The sequence below is a fragment of the Streptomyces sp. AA1529 genome (genome assembly GCF_000280905.1).
Lineage (GTDB): Bacteria > Actinomycetota > Actinomycetes > Streptomycetales > Streptomycetaceae > Streptomyces.
Genome location: NZ_ALAP01000032.1, coordinates 155,992 through 180,699, shown reverse-complemented (window position 1 = coordinate 180,699; position 24,708 = coordinate 155,992). Strand labels below are relative to the sequence as shown.

Genomic DNA, 24,708 nt, shown 5'->3' with positions numbered 1-24,708 from the left:
GCAATCTCGACCTACTTCCCACTCGCGAGGTACCTCTCCCGGTACGGAGGTTCCGTACGGGCTCCTACGGTGCGTGCTGTGCGTTCCGCTCCACGTGCTCCCGCAGCTCTGCGAGGTCGAACGGACCCGGACCCCGGAAGGCCCGGTTGAATGCCCGGCGCCGGACCGCCTGCTCGAGGCAGGACGGCACAGAGTGCACATACGCACCCCGACCGGGCAGCCTACCGCGAAGATCGGGGATCAGGCTTCCCCCGATCAGCACCAGCCGCAGCAGACCTTGCTTGTCGGTGCGCTCCCGGCAGCCGACACAGGTCCGCTGAGGGCACGCCCGACCACGCGTCCGGCCAGACACTGCTTAAGTCTACCTCCCCGAAGCCCCGAATCCCGTTGGGGGGTAAGGGCGCCGTTACTCGTCGGCCATCCGCGTCGTACACACCCGACCGCGCGGGGTGACCGGTCCCGTCGTGGTTCAGCCGTGTCCGGCCGGACGCTCCGGAGCCGGTTCGCCCTCCGCCGCGTCGGCGGTGTCCGGGCGGATGTCGATGCGCCAGCCCGTGAGGCGCGCGGCGAGCCGGGCGTTCTGCCCTTCCTTGCCGATCGCCAGCGAGAGCTGGTAGTCGGGCACCGTGACGCGGGCGGACCGCGCCGCGAGGTCGAGGATCTCGACCTTGCTCACCCGCGCCGGGGAAAGGGCGTTGGCGACCAGTTCGGCCGGGTCCTCGGACCAGTCCACGATGTCGATCTTCTCGCCGTGCAGCTCCGCCATCACGTTGCGCACCCGGCCACCCATCGGACCGATGCAGGCGCCCTTGGCGTTGAGCCCCGAGCGGGCCGACCGTACGGCGATCTTGGTGCGGTGGCCCGCCTCGCGGGCGATGGCCGAGATCTCCACCGAGCCGTCCGCGATCTCCGGGACCTCCAGCTCGAAGAGCTTCTTGACCAGATTGGGATGGGTGCGCGACAGCGTCACCGAAGGACCGCGCACACCCTTGACCACCCGGACCACATAGGTCCGCAGCCGGGTGCCGTGCCCGTACTCCTCGCCGGGCACCTGCTCCTGCGGCGGCAGGATGGCCTCCAGCTTGCCGATGTCCACCAGCACGCTCTTGGGGTCCTTGCCCTGCTGGACGACGCCCGCCACGACATCGCCCTCGCGGCCCGCGTACTCGCCGAAGGTGACCTCCTCCTCGGCGTCCCGCAGCCGCTGCAGGATGACCTGCTTGGCCGTCGTCGCGGCGATCCGGCCGAATCCGGTGGGGGTGTCGTCGAACTCCCGCGGCTCCGCGCCCTCTTCGAGCTCCTCGGCACTCTCCTTGGCCCACACCGTGACGTGGCCCGTCTTGCGGTTCAGCTCGACGCGCGCGTCGCGCCTGCTGCCCTCCGTGCGGTGGTACGCGATGAGGAGGGCCGACTCGATCGCCTCGACCAGCAGGTCCAGCGAGATCTCCTTCTCCCGGACCAGCCCGCGCAGGGCACTCATGTCGATGTCCACGGCTACGCCTCCTCCTCGTTCTCGTTCCCGGCGGCTTCGGCGTCGCCGTCCGCGGACATGCGCCGCTGCTGCGCGGCCTTGGGGTTGAACTCGATCTCGACCCGCGCCTTGGCGATCTCCTCGAAGGCGAGCCTGCGGGCGGTGGGCTTGCGCCCCTTGACCCCGGGCACCTCCAGGTCGAGGCCCTCGTCGTCGACAGCGGTGAGGCGGGCGGTCAGCTCCCCTCCGCCGGCGGCCTCGGTGAGCTGCGCCTTGATCAGCCGCCCGACGGCGCGGCGGTAGTGCCGCAGCTCGCTCAGCGGCCGGTCGGCCCCGGGAGAGGTGACCTCCAGCACATACGGGGCGCCGCCCATCGCGTCGCTCTCGTCGAGCACTTCGGAGCAGGCGCGGCTCAGTTCCGCGCAGGTGTCCAGCTGGACCCCGTCGTCAGCGTCCACCACGACACGCAGGACGCGCCGCTTTCCGGCCGGGGTCACATCGATCTCCTCGAGATCCAACCCCCTCTTGCTGACAAGCGGTTCCAGCAGTCCGCGCAGCCTCTCGCTCTGGGTGGTGCTCATCCGGGTGACTCCTCGGCCGCGTGTGCTGTTGTAGGGGGGCCTTGTGACAAGGGCGTGTCGCCGCCCAAGCCTATCGCCTGTGGCGCGCTGCGCCGACCCGGTGCCACAACGCTCGGCTGTGCGCGGCCGCACCGTCCCGCCGCCGTGTGCGGCGTCCGGGTACAGCCCCGGCCCGGCAGGGGTGGCCGCGGACAGCCGCGGGAAGGACCCCGGGTACCCTCGCGGGGCGTGACCGGCGCCCCACCGCGGTCACGGGCCCGGGCGAGGCCGCAGTCCGTCTGGCCGTCCGTTCGCCCACATCCAGGGAGTGCACATGTCGCTGATGCCGTCACCGACGGCGGCGCGGCCGCGCCGCAGAGCGCTGCTGGCCGGCGTGCTGGGCGCCACCGGAACGGCGTTCGGAGTGCCGCTCCTCGCGGCCTGCACGGGCGGGGAGGCCGCGCAGGACGCCGACGGCGCGGGTGCCGAGGCTGCGCGGCGGCTGCGCAGCGGCGCGGCACGCGACAGCGAACACCTGCTGGCCCGCTACGACGGCACGGCAGAGGTGCACCCGGCACTGGCCGCCCCGCTGCGCCCGCTGCGCGAGGAGATCGTCCGCCATGTGCGGGTACTGCGCGGCGGGGAGTCCGGCACCCGGTCCCCCTCCCCCGGCGGGCGCGGCACGCGCCGCCCCTCCGACGCGCCCGGCACCGACCGCTCGGCACAGCCCGGCGGGCGGGAGAGCACCTCCGAACGCCCGCCCAGCCCGGACACCGCCTCCGTGCCGAAGAGCCCCACAGCAGCGCTCGCGGCGCTGGCCAGGGCGGAGCGGGAGCTGGCCGACACCCGCACCAGGGCGCTGGACGGCGCACCACCCGAGCTGGCCCGGCTGCTCGCCTCGGTGGCCGCCTGCGGCTCGGCGCACGGATACCTCCTCGACCAGCGGGGCAAGGACGCCGGCAGCGGCGACGACGGGAAGAGCACGGCGGACGACGGCGGGAGCGCGGACGACGGCATGGCGGACGAGGCCGGGCCGCGCCGGGAAGGGGCGGCCGAAGGATGACGGAACTGACCGCAGCGCAGGCGGCGTTGCGCGCCGAACACGCCGCCGTCTACGGCTACGGGGTCGTCGGCGGCCGGATCGACGAGGACCGCGAGGGCGAGGCCCGGGAGTGCTACGAGGCGCACCGGGCGCGCCGGGACGCGCTGCGCCGCACCGTCCGCGCCCTGGGCGGCGATCCGGAACCGGCCGCCGCCGCCTACGCGCTGCCCTTCGCCGTCCCCGACAGCGCGGCGGCCGTGCGGCTCGCCGCCCAGTTGGAGGACCGGGTCGCCGGGGTGTACGCGGACCTGGTGCGGGCAAGCGAGGGGGCACGGCGGCGCACGGCCGCCGACGCACTGCGCGAGGCCGCGGTCCGCTCGGTCCGCTGGAAGGGCGGCGGGGTGGCCTTCCCGGGCCTGACCGAACTGGGCGCCGGGGACTCACCGGCCTCCCCCTCGGGGGCGCCGGACCGCTCCGCCGTGCCCGGCGCGCTGTGATCCGGCCGTGCACGCGGCCCGTGCGCGCTCCCCGAGAATGCTCCCGAGAGTCCTGACGAAAGGCCCGTCCGGAATGGCTTCCGTGCTGCCCCTCGAACCCCCGCAGCGGCTGTCGCGCGCGCTGGCCGCCCAACAGGGCGCGCCGGCGGCTGCCGCGGCGCAGAACTGGCTGCGGGAGCTGCCCGCGCTGCTGGAGCGGTGGCTCCGGGAGTGGGAGCTGGAGGCCGAACGGGTGGTGACTCCGGGCGGGCGCAGCAGCGTGGTGGTGCTGGTGCGGCAGGCCGACGGCACCCCGGCGGCCCTCAAGCTGCCGGCGCCGGACGGTGCGCCGGCGCCGGTGCGGACCGCGCGCGAGTACGCGGCGCTGACCGCGTGGCACGGGCTCGGTGCCGTACGGGTGCTGCGGGCCGCGCCCGAGGAGGGCGTCCTGCTGCTGGAGCGACTGCGCTGCGAGGTGTCGCTGCGGTCGCTGGCGGAGGCCAAGGCGACGCTGGAGGCCGTCTCGGTGGTGCGGCGGCTGTGGGTGCCGCCGGCCGCTGGGCACGGCCTGGAGACGGTCGCCGAGCACACCGCGCTGGAGGCGGCGCAGATGCGCTCCTGGGTGCCCCCGGACGCGGAACCGCTGGTGGCCGCCGCGCTGGAGGCGCGCGCGGCGATGCTGGCCGAACCCGCCGAGGGCGAGCAGGTGATGCTGCACGGGGACTTCCGCCAGGGCGCCGTGCTGGCCTCCGCCGGTTCGGGCGAGCGGGCGCACTGGCTGACGGTGGGACCCGATCCCCTGGTCGGGGAGCCGGCCTACGACCTGGCGCGGCTGGTGCGGGACCGGCTGCACGACCTGATGGCCTCCAGCGGGGCCCCGGCCGCCACCCGGCGCCGGGTCAACAAGCTCGCCGACTCGCTGGACGTCCCGCGCGAACGGGTGCGGCACTGGACGCTCTACCGCGCGGTCGAGTCCGCGTGCCGGCAGTACGCGGGCGGCGGCACCGCGGACGCGGAGATGCTGCTGGAGTTCGCGGCCTGGCTGTGACGCGGCCGGCCCGGTGCGGGGATCCCGCACCGGGCCGGAACCGGTCAGTGCCGGAGGAGCGAGGTCAGCCCCGGGTGAGCCGCGCGAGAGCCTCCTCGACGGGGAGCTCCTCGCGCTCGCCGGTGCGCCGGTCCTTGAGCTCGACACGGCCGTCCTTGATGCCCCGCCCGGCGATCAGGATGGTCGGCACCCCGATCAGCTCCGCGTCGGTGAACTTCACCCCCGGGGAGACGCTCGTGCGGTCGTCCACCAGCACCCGCACGCCCGCCGCGCCGAGCCGGTCGGCGATCTCCAGCGCGGCCTCGGTCTGCTGGGCCTTGCCCGCCGCGACCACATGCACATCGGCGGGCGCCACCTCGCGCGGCCAGTACAGGCCGTGCTCGTCGGCGTGCTGCTCGGCCAGCGCGGCCACGGCGCGCGAGACGCCGATGCCGTAGGAGCCCATCGTCACCCGGACCGGCTTGCCGTCCTGGCCGAGTACGTCGAGCTCGAACGCGTCGGCGTACTTGCGGCCGAGCTGGAAGATGTGGCCGATCTCGATGGCGCGGTCCAGCTCGATGCCGGCTCCGCAGTTCGGGCAGGGGTCGCCCGGCTCGACGACGACGACGTCGAGGTACTGGTCGACCTCGAAGTCCCGTCCGCAGACCACGTTGCGGGCGTGCTTGCCCTCCTCGTTGGCACCCGTGATCCAGGCGGTGCCGGGCGCGATCCGCGGGTCGGCGAGGTAGCGGAACGCCTTGCCTGCCATGCCGCCCTGCGGTCCCACGTAGCCGCGGACCAGGTCCTGGCGGCCCTCGAAGTCCTCCGCGGTGACCAGCTCGACGGTGGCGGGCGCGAGCTGCTCGCCGAGCTTGCCCAGGTCCACCTCGCGGTCGCCGGGGACGCCGACCGCGGTGATCTCGCCGTCCACCTTGACCAGCAGGTTCTTCAGCGTCGCCGAGGCGGGCACGCCCAGGTGCCCGGCGAGCGTCTCGATGGTGGGCGTGTCGGGGGTGTCCAGCTTCTCGACCGGGTCGTGGCCCTCGGTCGTGGCGGGCTGGAGCGTGACGGAGACGGCCTCGGTGTTGGCCGCGTAGCCGCACTGCGGGCACTGCACGAAGGTGTCCTCGCCAGCCGCGGCGGGCGCCAGGAACTCCTCCGAGGCGGAGCCGCCCATGGCCCCGGAGACCGCCGAGACGATGCGGTAGTCCAGGCCCAGGCGCTCGAAGATGCGCCGGTAGGCGACGCGGTGCGCGGCGTAGGACTCGGCCAGGCCCTCGTCGGAGACGTCGAAGGAGTAGGAGTCCTTCATGGTGAACTCGCGCCCGCGCAGGATGCCCGAGCGGGGGCGGGCCTCGTCACGGTATTTGGTCTGGATCTGGTAGACCGTGACCGGCAGGTCCTTGTACGAGGTGCACTGGTCCTTGACGACCTGGGTGAAGATCTCCTCGTGCGTGGGGCCGAGCAGATAGTCGCCCCCCTTCCGGTCCTTGAGGCGGAAGAGCAGGTCGCCGTACTCCTCGTAGCGGCCGGAGACCTCGTAGGGCTCCTTGGGCAGCAGCGCCGGGAGCAGCACCTCCTGGCCGCCGATGGCGTCCATCTCCTCGCGGACGACGCGGGTGACGTTCTCCAGCACCTGCTTGCCCAGCGGGAGCCACGTCCAGATCCCGGCTGCGGTGCGGCGTACGAACCCGGCGCGGACCAGCAGCTTGTGGCTGAGTGTCTCCGCGTCGGCCGGGTCGTCACGCAGCGTCTTCAGCATCGACCTGGACAAACGCTGGACACGGGCTGCCATGGGGACTCCTGCTCGGGGCTGTACTCGCGATGAGTGACGGAACACGTCGGTGCGGAGCCTATCGGCCCGGACCGGCAGCACGGAAACGAGATGCCGGTCCGGCGGCCGCGCTCAGTCCCGCGCCAGCGGCAGCCACGCGCCCATCACCGCGTACGGCTGCGGAGCGCTGGGGAACTGCACCCGGCGGGCCAGGTCGCGGTATCCCAGGTTGCGGTAGAGGGCGCGGGCCGGGCTGTCGAGGTCGAGGGCCGACAGCAGGGACCGCGGTTCGGTGGCCGCGTCGGTGAGCCGGGTGATCAGCTCGCGCCCGATCCCGCGGTGCTGGAAGGCGGGGTGCACATGCAGCTCCGTGATCACGAAGGTGTCGTCCAGCCAGTCCTGGCAGCCGTGCCGGGCCAGATAGGGCTCCACCACCGTCGACCACCACTGGGAGCGGTCGTTCGGCATGCCGTAGACGAAGCCGACCAGCCGGCCTTCCTCGGTGGCGGCGCCCAGCGCCCGCGCACCCGGCGAGGTCATGTGCCGCACCACGATGTGCCTGCGGACGCCGATCTCGTCGTCGGTCAGTCCGAAGGCGACGGCCTGGACGGCCAGCGCCTCGTCGACGCGGACGGCGAGGTCGAGCGGGCCGGTGACCACGCTCCGGGGGTCCGGGAGCGATCTCCCGGCTGTGTGCGGCATGGCCGGGAGGCTACTTCCTCGGCAGGTCCCGCGCGAAGAGGCCGCGCAGCGCGGCCCCACCGGGGCGCGGGCTCAGAACAGGACGCTCATGAACGCGCCGACCTCGCGGAAGCCGACGCGGCGGTAGGCGGCGCGGGCGGGCGTGTTGAAGTCGTTGACGTACAGGCTCACGAGCGGGGCGACGTCGCGCAGCGCGTGTTCGACCACGGCGGCCATGCCGGTCTCCGAGAGGCCCTCGCCGCGCCGGTCCGGTGCCACCCAGACGCCCTGGATCTGGCAGGCGTAGGGGGTGACGGCGCCGATCTCCGCCTTGAAGACGACCCGGCCGTCCTCGATGCGGGCGAAGGAACGTCCGGTGCCGACGAGCTCGGCGACCCGCGCCTGGTAGACGAGTCCGCCGTCGCCGGCGAGCGGGGAGACGCCGACCTCCTCGGTGAACATGGCCACGCAGGCGGGCAGCACCAGGTCCATCTCGTCCTTGGCGACGCGGCGCACCAGCGGGTCGGGCGGAGTGCCGGACGGTACCCGGTCGGTGACCAGCAGCGGCTGGTTGGCCCGCACCTCGCGGGCCGGCCCCCAGTGCGGCTCCAGCCAGGACCACAGCGCGGCGGTCGGGCCGGCGGGGCCGACGATGGACGAGCAGCGGCGGCCCTGGCGGCGCGCCCGCTCGGCGAACGCGCGGACGGCCTCGGGTCCGGCGCACAGCGGGACCAGGTTGGCGCCGTTGTAGCAGAGGGCCTCCAGGGTGCCGTCCCGGTACCAGCCCCACATCTCGCCGCCCAGCCGCCAGGGGTCGAGCCCGGCGGTCTGCACGCGGGCGGCGACGAACGCGTTATTGACCGGCTCCCGGCGCAGGACGGCGAGCGCTTCCTGCAGTTCGGCCGGTTCGACGACCTTGGTGGAGGTGGTGGTCAACAACGGTCTCGATGCCTCACCGTGCGGCCCGCGGGCGTGAAGGACGATCTGCTGGCACTGTACCCGGGCGCCCAGCAGCGCGCCGCCGCACGACCGTCTCGGCCGCGCGGCGGCTGCGGCGTCGCAGGAGGGTCCGGAGCCGGCGGAGCGCCGGGGCCGGGCTCAGCCCGCCGTGGTGACCACGGGCTCGCCGGAGATGACGCCGTCCTTCTCCATCTGCTCGGCGATCTTCATGGCCTCGTCGATGAGCGTCTCGACGATCTTGGATTCGGGGACGGTCTTGATGACCTCGCCCTTGACGAAGATCTGCCCCTTGCCGTTGCCGGAGGCGACGCCGAGGTCGGCCTCCCGGGCCTCACCGGGACCGTTGACGACGCAGCCCATGACGGCGACGCGGAGCGGCACGTCCATGCCCTCCAGGCCCGCGGTGACCTCGTCGGCGAGCTTGTAGACGTCCACCTGGGCGCGGCCGCAGGAGGGGCAGGAGACGATCTCCAGGCCGCGCTGGCGCAGCCCGAGGGACTCCAGGATCTGGATGCCGACCTTGACCTCCTCGGCGGGCGGCGCCGAGAGGGAGACCCGGATCGTGTCGCCGATGCCCTCGCTGAGCAGGGCGCCGAAGGCGACGGCCGACTTGATGGTGCCCTGGAAGGCGGGGCCGGCCTCGGTGACGCCGAGGTGCAGCGGGTAGTCGCAGCGCTCGGCCAGCAGCCGGTAGGCGTTGACCATCACGACGGGGTCGTTGTGCTTGACCGAGATCTTGATGTCGCGGAAGCCGTGCTCCTCGAAGAGCGAGCACTCCCACAGCGCGGACTCGACCAGCGCCTCGGGGGTGGCCTTGCCGTACTTCTCCAGTTGCCGCTTGTCCAGGGAGCCCGCGTTGACGCCGATCCGGATGGGGGTGCCGGCGGCGGAGGCCGCGGTGGCGATCTCCTTGACCTTGTCGTCGAACTGCTTGATGTTGCCGGGGTTCACCCGGACGGCCGCACAGCCGGCGTCGATGGCCTGGAAGACGTACTTCGGCTGGAAGTGGATGTCGGCGATCACCGGGATCTGCGACTTGCGGGCGATCGTGGCGAGCGCGTCGGCGTCGTCCTGGGTGGGGCACGCCACGCGGACGATCTGGCAGCCGGACGCCGTCAGCTCCGCGATCTGCTGCAGCGTCGGGCCGATGTCCGCGGTGCGGGTCGTGGTCATGGACTGCACGGACACGGGCGCGTCCCCACCCACCGCGACCGGTCCTACCTGGATCTTCCGGCTCACCCTGCGGTCGGCGAGCTTGGCCGGGACGTCCGGCATTCCGAGCGAAATCGCTGTCATCAGCGTGCAACCCCAACGGTGTCGTTCAAGTCCCGGGTTCAGCGGGCTCCGGCCCCCGAGATTACGGCACTGCCGTCGCACCGGGCACATCGTCGGGGAAATATGCCGCATTCCATGACGCCCATGCAGGAATCGCATGGGCGTCCGCGTGTCGGACCGGGGTCCGGTCAGCCGGTGAGTCTGACCGGATTGACCACGTCCGCCACCAGCACCAGAAGGGTGAAGCACAGGAAGATCCCGGCCACCACGTAGGCGATGGGCATCAGCTTGGCGACGTCGAAGGGGCCGGGGTCGGGCCGCCGGAAGACCTTGGCCAGATTCCGCCGGAGCGACTCCCACACCGCTCCCGCGATGTGTCCGCCGTCCAGCGGCAGCAGCGGCAGCATGTTGAACAGGAACAGGCTCAGATTGAACCCGGCCACCAGGAAGAGCATCGTCGCCACCCGCTGGCTCGGCGGGATGTCGAGCGAGAAGACCTCACCGCCGACCCGCGCCGCGCCCACCACGCCCATCGGCGAGTCCTGCTTGCGCTCGGCACCGTCGAAGGCCGCGTTCCACAGGTCGGGCACCTTGCCCGGCAGGGCGATCAGCGCTTCCACGCCGTTGGCCATCATGTCGCCCATCCGGTCCACGGCCTGCGGGAACGACTGCTGCACGATCCCGCTGGCCGGGGTGAAGCCGAGGAACCCGGCGGAGACGTACTCGTCGGGCACATAGCTGCCGTGGCCGTCGGACTTGGCGACCTTGTTCTCGATCAGGTCGGCGTGCAGTGTCCGCCGTGCGCCGTCCCGCTCGACGGTCAGGGTCGCGGGTCCGGTGGTGTCGCGGATGCTCCGCTGGAGTGCCCCCCAGTCCTCGACGCGCTTCCCGTCGAAGGAGACGATCTTGTCACCCGGCTGCAGTCCGGCGGCCTTGGCCGGGGAGTCCTTGGCGCCCCCGGGACACTTGTCGCTCTGCGCCGAGGCCGGGATCACGCACTCCGAGACCGTGGAGACGGTGGTGGTCTGGGTGTTGACGCCGAAGGTCATCAGCACCAGCAGGAAGATCACCACGGCCAGCACCAGGTTCATGAACGGCCCGGCGAACATCACGACGACGCGCTTCCACGGCTTGCGGGTGTAGAGCATCCGCTGCTCGTCCCCCGGCTTGAGCTCCTCGTACGCGGCCGAACGGGCGTCCTCGATCATGCCGCGGAACGGCGAGGAGGAGCGCTGCCGCACGGCCCCGTCGTCCCCCGGTGGGAACATGCCGATCATGCGGATGTAGCCGCCGAGCGGCACGGCCTTGATCCCGTACTCGGTCTCGCCCTTGTGCTTGGACCACAGAGTGGGGCCGAAGCCGACCATGAACTGCGGAACCCGGACACCGAACATCTTGGCCGTGGAGAAGTGGCCCAACTCGTGCCAGGCGATGGAGAACAGCAGGCCGACGACGAAGACGACTATGCCGAGGATGGTCATGAGCGCCGTCATGCGCGGGCCTCCGCTGTTGCTGTGGCGGAACGTGCCGCCAGGTCACGGGCGCGGGCACGCGCCCACTTCTCTGCGGCGAGGACATCGGAGAGGGTCAGCCCGGTTCCGCCCGGCGTGCCGTGCTCCTCGACCACAGCGGCCACCGTATCCACGATGCCCGTGAACGGCAGCCTTCCGGCCAGAAACGCCTCGACGCACTCCTCGTTCGCGGCGTTGAACACCGCGGGGGCCGTTCCGCCCAGCGCACCCACCCGGCACGCCAGCGGCACGGCGGGGAACGCCTCCTCGTCCAGCGGGTAGAAGTCCCAGGACATCGCCTCCGTCCAGGAGAAGACCGGTCCGGCGTCCGGGACCCGCTCGGGCCAGCCGAGGCCGAGTGCGATCGGCAGCCGCATGTCGGGAGGTCCGCACTGGGCGAGAGTGGAGCCGTCCGTGAACTCCACCATCGAGTGGACCGCGGACTGCGGATGGACCACCACCTGGATGCGCTCGAACGGGATGTCGTACAGCAGGTGGGCCTCGATCACCTCCAGGCCCTTGTTGACCAGGGTGGCCGAGTTCACGGTGATGACCGGGCCCATCTCCCAGGTCGGGTGCGCCATCGCCTCGCGCGGGGTCACCTCGGCCAGCTCGGACCTGCTGCGTCCCCGGAACGGCCCGCCCGAGGCGGTGACCAGGAGCTTCCGCACCTCGGCACGGGTACCGCCGAGCAGCGCCTGGAACAGCGCGGAGTGCTCCGAGTCGACGGGCACGATCTGGCCCGGCCGCGCCAGCGCCTTGACCAGCGGCCCGCCGACGATGAGGGATTCCTTGTTGGCCAGCGCCAGGACCCGGCCGGCCTCCAGCGCCGCCAGGGTGGGCGCCAGGCCGATGGAACCGGTGATGCCGTTGAGCACCGTGTGGCACGGCGAGCCGGCCAGCTCCGTCGCCGCGTCCGGCCCGGCCAGCACCTCGGGCAGCGGCTCCTTGCTGCCGTAGGCCGCGCGCAGCGCCGCGCGCAGATCGGGCACCGCCTCCGTACGGGCCACGGCGACCGTGCCCACCCGCAGCAGCCGCGCCTGCTCGGCGAGCAGGTCCACGCGGCCGCCCGAGGCCGCCAAGGCGGTCACCCGGAACCGGCCGGGGTTCTTCAGCACGACGTCGACGGCCTGCGTGCCGATCGAACCCGTCGAGCCGAGGATCACGATGTCGCGCGGTGCGCCCGCCGGCGACGCTGCCGCCGGGCCGTTGCCGGACGGCCCGGTGCCGGGATGGCGCAGATGCGGGTCAGCGAGGGAGTCGGTCATGCCCCTATTGTGTCCGCTCTCCGGACGGGACCGGACAGCGCACCGGCGCGGAGCAGGGGGCGCGCGGGAATCCGGTATGCGCGCCGGGGCCCGGGCGCCCCGGGACGCCCGGGCCCCGCCGTCCCCACGCCCCGGGGTGGCCGGAAGTCGACCGGTCACGGGACGCGGCGGTGCACGTTCTCCCTCTCCGTGGGCCCGGGCGCGGCGTCGGCGATCCAGGGGCCCTCGGTGGACGCGTCGACGACGCCGTCCTCCAGCCAGCTGTAGGCCCCGGCCAGGACCTGGCGGACGACCGTGCCGTCCAGGTCATCGGTGTTGTGCCACAGGCGTCCGAAGAGCTCCTCGACCCGGAGGCGGGACTGCCGGCAGAAGGCGTCGGCCAGTTGGTGCGCGGCCTGCCCGTCGGTGCCGTCGCGCCGCAGCTTCTCGGCCCGCACGCAGGCGGCGCTCATCGCGAACAGTTCGGCGCCGATGTCGACGACGCGGCCGAGGAACCCCTGTTTCGTCTCCATCCGGCCCTGCCACCTGGACATGGCGTAGAAGGTGGCGCGGGCCAGCTTGCGGGCGGCGCGCTCGACGTAGCGCAGATGCCCCGCCAGGGCGGCGAACTCACCGTAGGCGCCCGGCATCCGGCCGGGACCGGCGACCAGCCCGGGCAGCCATTTCGCGTAGAACGCGCCGGCGCCGACCGCCGCCCTGCCCTTGTCGGCGAGCGTCTTGTCCGGGTCGATCAGGTCCCCGGCCACCGACAGATGCGCGTCCACGGCCTCCCGGGCGATCAGCAGGTGCATGACCTCGGTCGAGCCCTCGAAGATCCGGTTGATCCGCAGGTCGCGCAGCAGTTGCTCGGCCGGAACGCCGCGTTCGCCGCGGGCCGCCAGCGACTCGGCGGTCTCGTAGCCCCGGCCGCCGCGGATCTGCACCAGCTCGTCCGCCATCCGCCAGGCCATCTCACTGCCGTAGAGCTTGGCGAGGGCGGCCTCGATCCGGATGTCGTTGCGGTCCTCGTCGGCCATCTGCGAGGACAGGTCCAGGACCGCTTCGAGGGCGAAGGTGGTCGCCGCGATGAAGGAGATCTTGCTGCCGACGGCCTCGTGCTCGGCGACCGGCCTCCCCCACTGGACCCGTTCCCGGGACCACTCGCGGGCGATTTTCAGACACCATTTCCCGCTGCCCGCACAGGTGGCCGGCAGCGACAGCCGGCCCGTGTTCAGGGTGGTCAGCGCGATCCTGAGCCCGGCGCCCTCGGGACCGATCCGGTCGGCGGCCGGAACCCGCACCCGGTGGAAGCGGGTCACGCCGTTCTCGATGCCGCGCAGCCCCATGAAGGCGTTGCGGTTCTCCACGGTGATGCCCTCCGAGCCGGCCTCGACGACGAAGGCCGAGATGCCGCCCCGGTGCCCTTCGGCGCGCCGCGGGTCGTCGGGATCCGGTTCGGGGACCCGTGCCATGACCACCAGCAGGTCGGCGATCACCCCGTTGGTCGTCCACAGCTTCACACCGTCGAGGACGTAGTCGTCGCCGTCCGGCACGGCCGTCGTCGCCAGCCGGGCCGGATCGGAGCCCACGTCGGGCTCGGTCAGCAGGAAGGCGGAGATGTCGGTGCGCGCGCAGCGCGGCAGGTAGGCGTCCTTCTGCTGCCGGCTGCCGAACAGCTTGACCGGCTGCGGCACACCGATGGACTGGTGTGCCGAGAGCAGGGCCCCGACCGCGGGACTGGCGGAGCTGACCAGCGCGAGCGCCTTGTTGTAGTACACCTGGGTGAGCCCGAGGCCGCCGTACTCGGTGCCGATCTTCATGCCGAGCGCGCCGAGTTCCTTGAGGCCGCCGAGCACCTCGTCCGGGATCCGGGACTCCCGCTCGATCAGCGCCCCGTCGATTCCGGTGGTGGCGAACTCGCGCAGCCGGGCCAGGAATTCCTCGCCCCGTGCGGCGTCCTCGGCCGCCGGTTCCGGGTGCGGGTGGATGAGGTCGAGGCGGAAGCGGCCGAGGAACAGCTCCTTGGCGAAGCTGGGCTTGCGCCAGTCCTTCTCCCGGGCAGCCTCGGCGACTTCGCGTGCTGCACGCTCGGAGACGGTCATCTCACTCACCTCGAAACGGTGTGGAGGCGGACACGCGGTGCGGGAACGGTACCGACGGGAGCCGGCCGCGGAGCGGGAACCGCCCCGACCACCGCCGGGTACCACTCGGTCGTATGTACCCGATTCGCCCCGGGCCTGCCAGACGCCGCGCAGCAGAAGCTCCTCCGCACCGCGCGCCGGGCTGTTCACCGACCGGACCGGGGGCACTGTCCGCCCGGCTCCCGCGGCCCGCCGCCGCCCGGGACGACCAGTCCGGTCTCGTAGGCGAGCACGACGGCCTGGGCACGGGAGCCGATGCCCAGCTCGGCCATCGTCCGGTTGAGGTGCGTCTTGACGGTCGACTCGCTGATCACCAGGGCCTGGGCGATCCCGGGATCGGACAGTCCCCCCGCCACCAGCCGGAGGACGTCCAGCTCCCGCCCGGTGAGCTGGTCGAGGGTCCCGGCCGGTGCGGCCGGCCGTTCCGCCCGCGGCGCGTATGCCTCCACGAGCCGCCGGGTGACGCTCGGCGCGAAGAGGGTGTCGCCCTCCGCGACGGCGGCGACGGCGGCCAGCAGCCGCTGCGGCCCGGTGTCCTTGAGCACCGGCCCCCGCCCGCTCGCTCCGCAACTGGTCGGTCAGCCGGTCCAGTTCCACGTTGCGCCGGGCCGCCTTGCGGGCGAGGTGACCGAATCCGCACAGGACACCGGGGCAGAGCAGGCTCTGCCCCGGGACGGTGGCCCAGGAGCTCTCCGCACCCGTCGTACCGGCGAGGTTCCACACCGCCGCGAGCAGCAGGGCGCACAGCACCGCCTGGCGCATCGGGCGCAGGACCGCGACGGTGCAGAGCGCGAGGAGCGGCCCCAGGGAGTTGACGACCGGCCAGTAGTCCAGCGCCACGTACACCGCCCAGAGGGCCAGGACCAGCAGGCACAGCGTGCTCGGAAACCGGCGGCGGGCGGCGAGCGGCAGGTTCACCGCACAGGTCAGCGCGACGCCCGGCGGGTCGAGGCCCGACCAGCCCGCCGGGACGCGGTCGTTGCCCAGCAGCAGGCTGACCGCCGTGATGGCGAGCGCGATCACACCGTCGTACACCCCCGCCGGCACCCGCTCGACCCCGAGACGCGCCCGGGCCCGGACCGTCGCACTCCGCATCGCCGCAGCGTAGCGACAGCCCGGCGGGATGCTCGTCCACCGGGCGCGCCGTCCGCGGCAGTCGCGCACCACCGCCCTGGTACGAGGCCGGGCCCGGGCTACCGCAGCGGGCCGAACTCCCGTCATCCGCGATTACCGCCGAACGGTGACGACCGGCACCGGCGCCGTGCGTACTGTCGGATGCCAGGGAGAGCGCCGCGCCCCGGGAACGGGGGGCGGGCCACGGGCCGGGGGGAATCCGCGGCCGCCGAGGGCCTCAGGGCGCGGCGCTGCTCCCGGCGGCCGGATGGCCGCCGAGCGTCAGTACGACGGTGACGATCAGCAGCAGCAGCGCCACAGCCGCCACGGCGACGGTCAGGACGCGGCAGATCCGCCGGTGCCGCCACTCCTTGCCCGGACGCATGGCCCCCACCCCTCCTGCGGACTCCCCGCTCCGCGCTTCGCACATGAGTGTCCCGGAATCACGTTCCCCGCAGCACTGTAGTGCGGCCGGCCGACGTGCAGCGGCGGGTTGCGGCAGTCGCCCGCCCTCCCGGTTCCGGGACCGGCCGCGGCTCAGGGCACGACCCGGAAGTGGGTGGTCAACCTGCCCTCGTCGGCGAGGACGTGGAAGGCGATCACCGGGGGCAGCGTGTAGTCGACCGGCCCGCCCTCCTCGCCCTCCCAGGGCATCTTCAGCGTGGAGACCACACCGGGTGCGGCGACCAGCGGCACCCCCGCGAAGCTGGTCACGGCCGGGGTGTGGCTGTGCCCGCACAGCAGCCCCGCCACCGTGCCGTGCCTGCCGAGGACCTCGGCCAGCCGTTCCTCCCCGAACTGCCGGATCGGATCGACGTACTGGCCGTACAGCGGTACGGGCGGATGGTGGAAGCACACGAACGCGGGCGCGTCGTCCGGGGTCCGGGCGAGTTCCCGGTCGACCCAGCCGAGCGTGGCGTCGTCGAGGCGGCCGTGCCCCTTCCCGGGCACGCTGGAGTCGCACATCAGGAAGGTGGCGCCGGGCAGCCGGTGCACCTCGTCGACGGGCGAGGTGTCGGCGGCGTCGCCGTGCCGCAGCACCGCGCGGTAGGCGCCGCGCGCATCGTGGTTGCCGGGGCAGATCAGCGGCTGCACGCCGTGGTCGGCGAAGAGCTTCGCCGCCAGCGTGTACTCGTCCTCCCGGCCGTGGTCGGCGATGTCCCCCGTGAGCAGGACGGCGTCGAGTCCGTCGAGCACCCCCGAGAGGCAGGCCAGCACGCGCTCGGTGCGTTCACGGGCGCGTGCGCCGCCGTCGCCCCGGTCCTGGCCGAGATGGATGTCGCTGAACTGCGCGAAGGTGAACATGCGTGGATCCTCACTCGGCTCGGTCCAGGTTTCGTGATCGGCCCGGTCCAGGGCTCGTACTGCCCTCGGCTCAGGCCGGATTCGGTTCGGTTCGGGTCGTACTCGGCTCGGTCCGGGCCGCCCCCGGTCCTTGCCGTCGGATCGGGCCGGGTACGGCCGCTCAGCCCTTCCAATGGACGGCGAGAGCCCGCCGAGGGTTGACCTCGAAGATCTGCCGCGCCGCGGCGGCGCCCAACTCGTCGGCGACACGGGGGCGCAGTGCGCGCGCCACATACGGCACCCCCGTCTCCGCGCGGGCTGTCGCCGTGACGGTGTCCCCGCCCATCAGCAGCCGGTCTCCGTACCCGTGCTCGAACAGCTCGACGAGGCTGTCGAACAGGCGCCAGTCCGTCGCGTGATGGGTGCGCGACGGCCCGTCGAAGACCAGCCAGGCACCCGAGGCGGCAGCCGCCCGCTGCATGCGCGGGTCCGGGCACCGCCCCACGTGGCCCAGCAGCACGCCGGAGGGCGGCACCCCCTGCCGCCCGCACAGGTGGTCCAGCACCTCGGCTGCGCCGGTGCCCGACTCCAGGTGCACCGCGATCGGCGCCCCCGTCGCCCGGTGCGCCTCGGCCGCGGCCGCCATCGTCCACCGTGCGTGCCGGCCGAGCCCGTGGAAGTCGCCGGCGACCTTGATCAGACCGGCCCGCGGCGCTTCGCCGCACACCCCGCCGCGCATCCCGCGGGTCAGCTCCTGCACGAACAGGGCCGCCGGATCGGACGGCAGCTCCCCGGTGTGGTGCTGGGCCTGGTGCAGTCCGGTCGCGGCGACGAGCCGCACTCCGGTGCGCCGGGCGAGGTCGGCCAGCGCACCGGAGTGACGGCCCATCCCGTGGGGCGTCCACTGCACGAGGCTGCGACCACCGTGCTCGGCGAAGGCCCGCAACTGCCGCTCCGCGGCGTCCACGTCGGTCAGTTCCTGCCCCGGCAGCCGCGGACTGCGCAGGAAGAGGTGGTCGTGGGCGTCGCAGACGCCCAGCTCGGTTCCGGGGAGATCGCCTTCGACGGTGCGGACCGCCGGACCGGGCCCGGGCGGACCGCTCGCGGCGTGCGGGGCGGCAGCGGCCCCGGTGTCCTCGCCGGTCATGCGCGGGCGTCCGGCTCGGCGGTGTGTGCCTCCAGGAGCCGCAGCAGACCGTCGACGGCCTCGTGGAACGGTCCGGGGTGCCCGGCGGAACGGGCGAGCACATAGCCGCCCTGGACGACGGCGACGACGGTGGCCGCTGTTCCCGCCGGGTCGAGGTCCGGCCGGAACTCCCCGTCGGTGCGGCCTTCTTCGAACACTTCCGCCAGGCGGGCGCGGAGCCGGTCGAAGGTCTCCCGCAGCGGGGCCCGCAGTCCCGGATCGGCGACCACGTCCGGATCCTGGGCGAGTCCGCCGATCCGGCAGCCGCGCAGCACCGCGCGCTCGCGGGTGAGGTAGGTACGCACTCTCTCCAGCGCACTTCCGGCGCCGGAGAGGTCCGCCTCGGCCCGGGTCCGCAGCTCCTCTGCGCTCCTGTGCACCGCGGCCCGGGCCAGATCGGGCTTGCCGCCGAAGTGGTGGTACATGCTGCCCTGGCCCGCTCCGGCACGCCGCTGGATGGCCCGCGGGCTCGTGCCCACGTAGCCGCGCTCCCACAGGAGTTCCTGGGTGGCCTCGATCAGCCTGTCCGCCGTGTCTCCACCGTCCACACCCGAAGTGTACATACCAGTAGGTACAGAGAGCCGGTGGCCTCCGGGCACCCCACCGGGACGGCGGTGCCCGCCCTGACGCACCCCTGCCGGGCGCCGCCGCGATTCCGCAGCAGCGCCCGGCAGCACGCGTCGCCGGACAGGGACGGGTCAGAGGTCGAGACCGGTGAGCACCATGACGCGCTCGTAGGTGTAGTCCTCCATCGCGAACCGCACGCCCTCACGGCCCACACCGGAGTCCTTGACGCCGCCGTAGGGCATCTGGTCGGCCCGGTAGGACGGCACGTCGCCGACGACGACCCCGCCGACCTCCAGCGCGCGGTGCGCACGGAAGGCGGCCTGCACGTCGTGGGTGAACAGCCCGGCCTGCAGGCCGTACCTGGAGTCGTTGACGGTCTCGAAGGCCTCCTGCTCGCCGTTCACCTTCACGAACGACATGACGGGCCCGAAGACCTCCTCGCAGCCGATCTGCGTGTCGGCGGGCACGTTCTCCAGCACCGTCGGCTCCACGGACGCACCGTCCCGCTTGCCGCCCGTGAGCACCTTGGCGCCGCGCGAGACGGCCTCGCCGATCCACGACTCGACCCGGCGTGCGGCGTCCTCGCTCACCAGCGGGCCCACATCGGTCGCCTCGTCCGCGGGGTCACCGGTGGTGAGCGCCTCGACGGCCGCCACGACCTTGGGAACCAGCCGGTCGTAGACCGAGGCGTCGGCGACGACCCGCTGGACCGAGATGCAGGACTGGCCCGCCTGGTAGTTGGAGAACGTCGCGATGCGCCGGGCCGCCCAGTCCAGGTCCGCCTCGGAGGCGTAGTCGGCCAGCACGACCGCCGCACCGTTGCCGCCCAGCTCCAGGGTGACCCGCTTGCGCGGTGCGGAGTCCAGGATCGACCAGCCGACCGGCGCCGAGCCCGTGAAGGAGATGATCGGCAGCCGCTCGTCCTGCACCAGGCCCGGCATCTGGTCGTTCGGCACCGGCAGCACCGACCAGGAACCCGCGGGCAGGTCCGTCTCGGCCAGCAGCTCGCCGAGGATCAGCCCGGACAGCGGGGTGGCGGGCGCCGGCTTGAGGATGATCGGGGTGCCCACCGCGAGCGCCGGGGCGACCTTGTGGGCGCACAGGTTGAGCGGGAAGTTGAACGGCGCGATCCCCAGGACCGGGCCGTAGGGGAAGCGGCGGGTGAAGGCCAGCCGGCCCGTGCCGCCCGCGTCCGAGTCCAGGCGCTGCGCCTCGCCCCCGTTGAAGCGGCGGGCCTCCTCCGCCGCCCAGCGGAAGACGGAGATGCAGCGGCCCACCTCACCGCGCGCCCACTTCATCGGCTTGCCGTTCTCCGCGGAGATCAGCTCGGCGATCTCGTCCGTGCGCTCCACGAGACGGCGGGTGAGGTGGTCCAGCGCGGCGGCACGGACGTGCGCGGGGGTGGCGGAGAACTCGCCGGCCACCGCGGCGGCAGCGGCCACGGCCTCCTCCACCTGCGCGGAGGTGGGGATGCTGACGCTGCCGACGTGCCTGCCGTCCCAGGGCGAGGTGACGTCGAGCGTGGTGTCGCCGGTGGCCTTGCGGCCGGCGAGCCAGAATGCGTGCGGGGAAGTCGCTGTCGTCACTGCGGATCGCCTTCCGGATGCGGGAGAGTGCCTCGGTTCCAGCGTCCACGGTAGGGCGTCGCGGCCCGTCCGCTTCTTCGCCGGGGTGGAGTGCTTCGGCTGTGCCGTCATACGGATTGGCACTGTACGCGGCGCACTGCGCTCCGCGTGGGTTGTCCCCGTACGCCCCGGTACCCGACCCGGTCCGCGGGAGCGACCACCCCGCGGCTCCACCGGACGGCCCGCGGCGACGGACCGGCGACCACCCGGCGACGGGATCGACGACCGGCCCGCGAAGTGCCCGTCGACTCCCCCTTCGGCTCCCCCTCGGCGCACGCCGCGCGGGACGGAGCAGCCGGCGCGCGGGTCAGCCGGTGGCCTTCAGGGCCAGCCAGAGCTCCATCCGCACGTCCGGGTCGTCGAGAGAGCGGCCCAGGATCTCCTCCACCCGGCGCATGCGGTACCGCAGCGTGTGGCGGTGCACCCCGAGCTCCGCCGCCGCCGCGTCCCACTGCCCGTGCCGGGACAGCCAGGCGCGCAGCGACGCCACCAGATCACCCCTGCCGTTCGCGTCGTGTTCCCGCAGCGCGCGCAGCAGCCCGTCCGCGAAGGCCCGGACGGCGTCGTCGGCCAGCAGCGGCAGCACCGACCCCGCGGCGACGTCCTCGTGTTCCACCAGCGCCACCCCGCGCCGCCGGGCGACCGACAGCGCCTGATCCGCCTGTTTGAAGGCCACCGCGGCCGCGGCCAGACCGACCGGGGCCGAGACACCGATGGCCAGCCCCTCCTCGCCGCCCCCGCCGGACCGCCGACCGGGCCGCGCCGCTGACGCCGTACCGGCGAACTCCGCGCACCCGGCAACCGCCGCGCCGCCGTCCGACGCCAGCACCACCAGTCGCGCCCCGTCCGGCACCACCAGCACCGCCTCGCCGTTGCGCGCCGCCGCGGTCTCGACCGCGTCCGCGAGTTCCTCGAGCGGCCAGACGATGCGGCTCAGCCGCCCCGTGTCCGACGCGTCGGCCTGCGGGCCGCCCGAGCCGACCACCACACCGGAGGCCGCGGAAGCCCCCGCCCCGGTGGCCGCCCCGGTCGGGCCGTCCCATCCGCCGGCGGCCGGCGGCTTCCCGGCGGCCTGCTGCGAGGCTGCCGGCCCCGTCGCGGACGGCCGGGCCGACTGCTTGGCGGAAGACCTCGCGGACGCCCTGGCCGACGCCCGCACGCCGCCGGGCCGCGCCGGCTCGGACGACGCGGGCACCACCGCGGCGGTGCCCGCCGCGGCTGCCAGATCGGCCAGCCCGCACAGCTCACCCGCGCGCGCCAGATACCCGGCGGGGACGGGAGACGACGGCCGGACCGCGGACGCGGTGGGCACCGGAGGCGGCCCGGCGGACTGGGCCGACTGCACCGCCGCGATGCCCTCCTGCGCGAACCTCGCGGCAGCGGCCGACGCCGGCTCCGCGACGATCACCCGCATCGGGGCGTCCAGCAGACCGCCGTAGAGCTGCCCGGCCACCGCACGGGCGTGCTCGCCCTCGCCGACGAGCAGCATCTTGAGCACCGCGGCACCCAGCCGCTGTTCCGCCTCCTGCAGCGCCCGGGAGCGCTCCATGGTCAGGGTCAGCAGCGCGATGGCCGAGTTCACGGCATAGCGCTCGGCCGTGCCCAGCGGCGCCGCCGTCCCGACGGCCAGCACCGCCTTGGCACGGCGCCCGCTGCCGATCGACTGGAGTTCGACCCGGTCGTCCCCGCCGTCCCCCTCGCTGACCACCGCGCTGGCGGGAGCCGGCCGGTCCCGCAGCCGCTCGGCGTCGCCGACGAAGCGGGTCGCCCGGCGCACCGCCCAGGCCGGAGCCGTGGCGACGACCGACCCGGAGGCGTCGTAGAGCGCCGCCCACCCGTCGACCTGCGAGGCCAGCCGCGCGAGCAGCGCCGAGGGGCCCTCCCGGGAGAGCGCGGCGCGGGTCATCTCCCGCTGCGCGTCGAACCCGGCACTCACCGCGCGGTACTGCTCTGCGGCGATGTCCGCCGACACCGCTTTGCTGATCGCGATGAACGGGGTGCGCCGGGGCACCTCCAGCAGCGGGAGGTCCGCACCGCGGCAGGCGTCGACCAGGGCCTGCGGCACCCCCTCGTAGTTGACACCCGCCGCGAAGCCGAGCCCGACCACGCCCTTGCCCACCAGCTTGTCCACATAGGCGCGCATCGCGTCGCGGTCGTCCGCGTCGAGCTTGAGCCCCGTGAAGAGGATGAGTTCCCCGCCGTCCATGTACGGAGTCGGATCGGCCAGCTCGCTGGAGTGCGCCCACCGCACGGTGGCGTCCAGCCCGCCGTGCCCTGCGAGCACGGAGAGGCGGAGCGCGGAGTTCTGGACGAGCGCGGCAAGAGTCGGTGGCATAACGCACTTCACGGTACAGCCGCCGGCCCCCATTCGGGCCCCCGGATGCGGGGCCCGGGAACGGGACGCGCATCACTCCCCCAGCTTCGTCAGGATCGGCGGCGTACGTTCCCCGCGGACCGTGGTCACCGAGAGCACCGCGTGCTCCGGCTGCAGCTCGTTGGCCAGGTCGGAGGCGGACCAGCGCTCCCGCTGCTCACTGCGCACGGTCACCGACTCGGCCGTCACGTGCTTGCCGGTCGCCAGCCGCCGCACCGCGTGCAGGACCCGGGTGACGGGCTCGTCCGAGACCAGCTGCCGATTGGTGACCGTACGGGTCTGCACCCACTCGGTACCCCACACCTCGGCGAACCGCTCCGCGTCCCACGGTGTGACCCCCGCGCACACCATCCGGCACCCCACGGCCCCGAGCAGCGGCCCGCGGAGCGGCTCGGGCACATCGTCCAGCGCCCGCAGCGTCAGCAGCACGCCCGCGTGCACCGAGCGCAGCCGCTGCAGGCCCCGCAGCGCCTGCGGGGTGACGGTCTGCGCCGCGTCGTCCAGCACCAGGCAGGCGAAGAGCGACTGGTCACCCCGGGCCACCGCGCACTCCGTGAACTGCGCGAGGAGCAGCCGGGCCAGGATCCGCGACGCCTCCGCGTGCCCCCGCTCGGGCAGGTCCACCCGGACCCGCAATGGATGCTCCAGCGCACGCAGCGAGAACGGGCGCCGGCCCACCGCCTTCGGGCTGCCCTCGGGCAGGAAGAAGTCGGCGAAGGCGGGCCGGTCCAGCAGCGCGATCCGGTCCGCCAGCAGCGCGGCGATGTCCCCCGCGCGCCCGGACTGCCGCTCGAAGGCGTCCAGCTCCCGAAGCTGCCCGCCCTGTCCCCCGGCCCGCAGCGCCTCCCGCAGCGCATCGAGCGCGCCCGGACCGCCGTCCAGCAGTTCGCGCAGCTCGGGGACGGTGGGGAACCGGCCGTGCACCGCGGCGAACGGGCCGATGAGCTGGGCCAGCGACGTCGCGGCGCGGCGGCTGTCGCCCCCCGGCAGCGTGGCGGCCAGATCCCCCACCAGGCCCTCGGCGAGCATCCCCGCGGCCTCGTCCGGATCCGTCGTCCCGCCGTACAGATCCAGATCGTGCGTCGAGCCCGGGTGCCCGAGCCGGATGACGAGGTCGAAGGAGTCGTCGCGCACGAACTGCGAACCCGCCGGACTCACCGCGATCACCGCCGCCTGCCCGGCCAGCGCCTGCAGACAGAGCGACTCCACCACCGGGCGGGCCAGCCTGCTCGTCTTGCCGGTACCGGGCGGACCGACGGCCAGCGCCGACGTGCCCAGCAACGAGGGGTCCAGCGCGATACCGGCCCCGCGGTACTCGTGCGGATTGCGCTCGGAGTCGGCGGCCCGCCCGATGCGGACCTGGCGCAGTGACAGATCGTGCCGGGCCGCCCGCACCGACAGGTCCCGGGCCCCCGACGGGTGCGCGCAGGCCTCCGCGCCCTGGGCCAGCACACTCTCGACGAACGCCTCCAGCCGCTGCGGCCGCGCCCGTACGGTCTGCCACGCGCGCTCCAGCCGGGCATGGTCGACATCCGTCATCCGGCCGGCGTCCAGCTCCCCGGCCAGCACCTCGGCCGCCCGCCCGGCCCCCCCGGCCCGCAGCTCCGGCCACTGGACGGGGTCGAGGTGCGGTGGGGGGACGGGGGCGTGCGCAGACCCCGGCGCCGCTGCCGTGTCGGGGACGAATCCGCCGTGGCGCCGTGCTCCCTGCCCGGTGAGCCGCGCCCACACACGCCGCGCCAACTCGTCCCAGCGGCCCACACGGCCGAAGAAGAAGGCGAGGCCGATGAAGACGCCTCCGTTGTAGATCCAGGAAGCCCATACGAAGAGGACCTGGTTGCCACCGGCCTCCCGCCACGAGTCAGGAGTGAGAGCGACCAGCGGCCACTGCCAGTAGCTGCCCAGATACCCGTTCCACAGCAGCGACCACAGCAGCCATCCCATGAGGAAGGAGATGAGGGCGCCGCTGACGAGTTGGCGGGCGGGGGTGCGGTCGGGGTCTTCCGGTGGGCGCTGTTCGTAGCCGCAGCGCCATACGCCGGGGGCGGCCTGGGGGCGGGGCAGGCGCAGCCAGTCGGCGAGCGGGGGGCCGCCCTGGGGGGCGCCGGAGGGCATGGGTGGCGGGCCCGCCTCCACTCCGGAGGCCAGGGGGGCGGCGCTCGGGTCCGGGGCCGCGGGGGGCGCGGACGGTTGGGGTGGGACCGCGGGGTGGCCGGTGGGGGTGGGGGCAGTGTGGTGTGTGCTGCCCGTGCCCTGCTTCCGGTGGGGAAGCCCCATGTCCATGTGCTGCCTCAGCTCCCTGACGCCCCGACGCGCCGGTCCGGTACGCGACCGGCGCCCTCCTGCCCCCCAATCTAGCGGCTGACCATGTCAGTTGGCCCGGCCTGTCGGCGG

At 73.7% G+C, this 24,708-nt stretch carries 20 protein-coding genes and 1 pseudogene; 3 read left to right on the top strand and 18 right to left on the bottom strand.

The annotated features are described in order from the left end of the window. Positions 1-64: 64 nt before the first annotated feature. From A949_RS33030 to rimP, 3 genes are all read right to left on the bottom strand, one after another. The gene (locus A949_RS33030) at positions 65-352 is read right to left on the bottom strand and encodes a YlxR family protein (protein WP_037706078.1); all 288 of its coding nucleotides are present in this window, start codon (positions 350-352) and stop codon (positions 65-67) included. Between the two features lie 117 nt (positions 353-469). After that, positions 470-1,492 carry a transcription termination factor NusA gene (gene nusA / locus A949_RS0110120; RefSeq protein WP_019355894.1) on the bottom strand — a complete coding sequence of 341 codons (1,023 nt, stop codon included), beginning with the start codon at positions 1,490-1,492 and terminating at the stop codon, positions 470-472. 2 nt (positions 1,493-1,494) lie between these two features. Further along, on the bottom strand, positions 1,495-2,052 hold the full coding sequence (gene rimP, locus A949_RS0110115) for a ribosome maturation factor RimP (RefSeq protein WP_019355893.1): 558 nt from the start codon (positions 2,050-2,052) through the stop codon (positions 1,495-1,497). Positions 2,053-2,365: 313 nt separating this feature from the next. On the opposite strand from rimP, the gene A949_RS0110110 reads away from it, so the two are divergent. The 3 genes from A949_RS0110110 to A949_RS0110100 all read left to right on the top strand — a co-directional run bounded on the left by A949_RS0110110 (position 2,366) and on the right by A949_RS0110100 (position 4,597). Then, complete coding sequence (locus A949_RS0110110) at positions 2,366-3,094, top strand: hypothetical protein (protein ID WP_019355892.1); 729 nt, start codon at positions 2,366-2,368, stop codon at positions 3,092-3,094. Beyond that, positions 3,091-3,570, top strand: a complete 480-nt coding sequence (locus A949_RS0110105; protein ID WP_019355891.1) for a ferritin-like domain-containing protein — start codon at positions 3,091-3,093, stop codon at positions 3,568-3,570. The genes A949_RS0110110 and A949_RS0110105 overlap by 4 nt, the downstream gene beginning before the upstream one ends. 73 nt (positions 3,571-3,643) lie before the next feature. Beyond that, positions 3,644-4,597, top strand: a complete 954-nt coding sequence (locus A949_RS0110100; RefSeq protein WP_026004514.1) for an aminoglycoside phosphotransferase family protein — start codon at positions 3,644-3,646, stop codon at positions 4,595-4,597. 64 nt (positions 4,598-4,661) lie between these two features. Here the strand turns inward: A949_RS0110100 and A949_RS0110095 are convergent, their stop codons facing one another. From A949_RS0110095 to A949_RS0110020, 15 genes and pseudogenes are all read right to left on the bottom strand, one after another. Beyond that, a complete protein-coding gene (locus tag A949_RS0110095) occupies positions 4,662-6,371 on the bottom strand; it encodes a proline--tRNA ligase (RefSeq protein ID WP_019355889.1) in 1,710 nt (569 codons plus the stop codon). A gap of 111 nt (positions 6,372-6,482) precedes the next feature. Beyond that, a complete protein-coding gene (locus tag A949_RS0110090; protein WP_019355888.1) occupies positions 6,483-7,052 on the bottom strand; it encodes a GNAT family N-acetyltransferase in 570 nt (189 codons plus the stop codon). Positions 7,053-7,124: 72 nt separating this feature from the next. After that, positions 7,125-7,970, bottom strand: coding sequence for a GNAT family N-acetyltransferase (locus tag A949_RS0110085; RefSeq protein ID WP_026004513.1), 846 nt, complete (start codon positions 7,968-7,970; stop codon positions 7,125-7,127). Between the two features lie 159 nt (positions 7,971-8,129). After that, positions 8,130-9,287: a flavodoxin-dependent (E)-4-hydroxy-3-methylbut-2-enyl-diphosphate synthase gene (gene ispG, locus A949_RS0110080; RefSeq protein ID WP_026004512.1), complete on the bottom strand. Its 1,158-nt coding sequence runs from the start codon at positions 9,285-9,287 to the stop codon at positions 8,130-8,132. A gap of 167 nt (positions 9,288-9,454) precedes the next feature. Next, the gene (locus A949_RS0110075; RefSeq protein ID WP_019355885.1) at positions 9,455-10,759 is read right to left on the bottom strand and encodes a M50 family metallopeptidase; all 1,305 of its coding nucleotides are present in this window, start codon (positions 10,757-10,759) and stop codon (positions 9,455-9,457) included. Then, on the bottom strand, positions 10,756-12,045 hold the full coding sequence (gene dxr / locus A949_RS0110070) for a 1-deoxy-D-xylulose-5-phosphate reductoisomerase (protein WP_019355884.1): 1,290 nt from the start codon (positions 12,043-12,045) through the stop codon (positions 10,756-10,758). The genes A949_RS0110075 and dxr overlap by 4 nt, the downstream gene beginning before the upstream one ends. Before the next feature lie 155 nt (positions 12,046-12,200). Beyond that, positions 12,201-14,126, bottom strand: coding sequence for an acyl-CoA dehydrogenase family protein (locus A949_RS0110065; RefSeq protein ID WP_019355883.1), 1,926 nt, complete (start codon positions 14,124-14,126; stop codon positions 12,201-12,203). 185 nt (positions 14,127-14,311) lie between these two features. After that, positions 14,312-14,728: pseudogene (locus tag A949_RS33025) on the bottom strand (LuxR C-terminal-related transcriptional regulator); the annotation flags it as partial. 788 nt (positions 14,729-15,516) lie between these two features. Further along, positions 15,517-15,663 (bottom strand): hypothetical protein, encoded by a 147-nt coding sequence (locus tag A949_RS38040; RefSeq protein ID WP_019355880.1) that lies wholly within the window; start codon positions 15,661-15,663, stop codon positions 15,517-15,519. A gap of 152 nt (positions 15,664-15,815) precedes the next feature. Continuing rightward, positions 15,816-16,583, bottom strand: coding sequence for a metallophosphoesterase (locus A949_RS0110045; RefSeq protein WP_019355879.1), 768 nt, complete (start codon positions 16,581-16,583; stop codon positions 15,816-15,818). Between the two features lie 160 nt (positions 16,584-16,743). Then, entirely contained in the window at positions 16,744-17,709 is a 966-nt protein-coding gene (locus A949_RS0110040; protein ID WP_019355878.1) for a hypothetical protein, read from the bottom strand. Continuing rightward, the gene (locus tag A949_RS0110035; protein WP_019355877.1) at positions 17,706-18,311 is read right to left on the bottom strand and encodes a TetR/AcrR family transcriptional regulator; all 606 of its coding nucleotides are present in this window, start codon (positions 18,309-18,311) and stop codon (positions 17,706-17,708) included. Before A949_RS0110035 ends, A949_RS0110040 begins: the two co-directional genes overlap by 4 nt. A gap of 135 nt (positions 18,312-18,446) precedes the next feature. After that, complete coding sequence (locus tag A949_RS0110030; RefSeq protein WP_019355876.1) at positions 18,447-19,901, bottom strand: aldehyde dehydrogenase family protein; 1,455 nt, start codon at positions 19,899-19,901, stop codon at positions 18,447-18,449. A 346-nt stretch (positions 19,902-20,247) separates the two neighbouring features. After that, positions 20,248-22,275, bottom strand: coding sequence for a PucR family transcriptional regulator (locus A949_RS0110025; RefSeq protein ID WP_019355875.1), 2,028 nt, complete (start codon positions 22,273-22,275; stop codon positions 20,248-20,250). Positions 22,276-22,347: 72 nt separating this feature from the next. Next, positions 22,348-24,597 carry a hypothetical protein gene (locus A949_RS0110020; protein WP_026004511.1) on the bottom strand — a complete coding sequence of 750 codons (2,250 nt, stop codon included), beginning with the start codon at positions 24,595-24,597 and terminating at the stop codon, positions 22,348-22,350. Between the last annotated feature and the right edge of the window lie 111 nt (positions 24,598-24,708).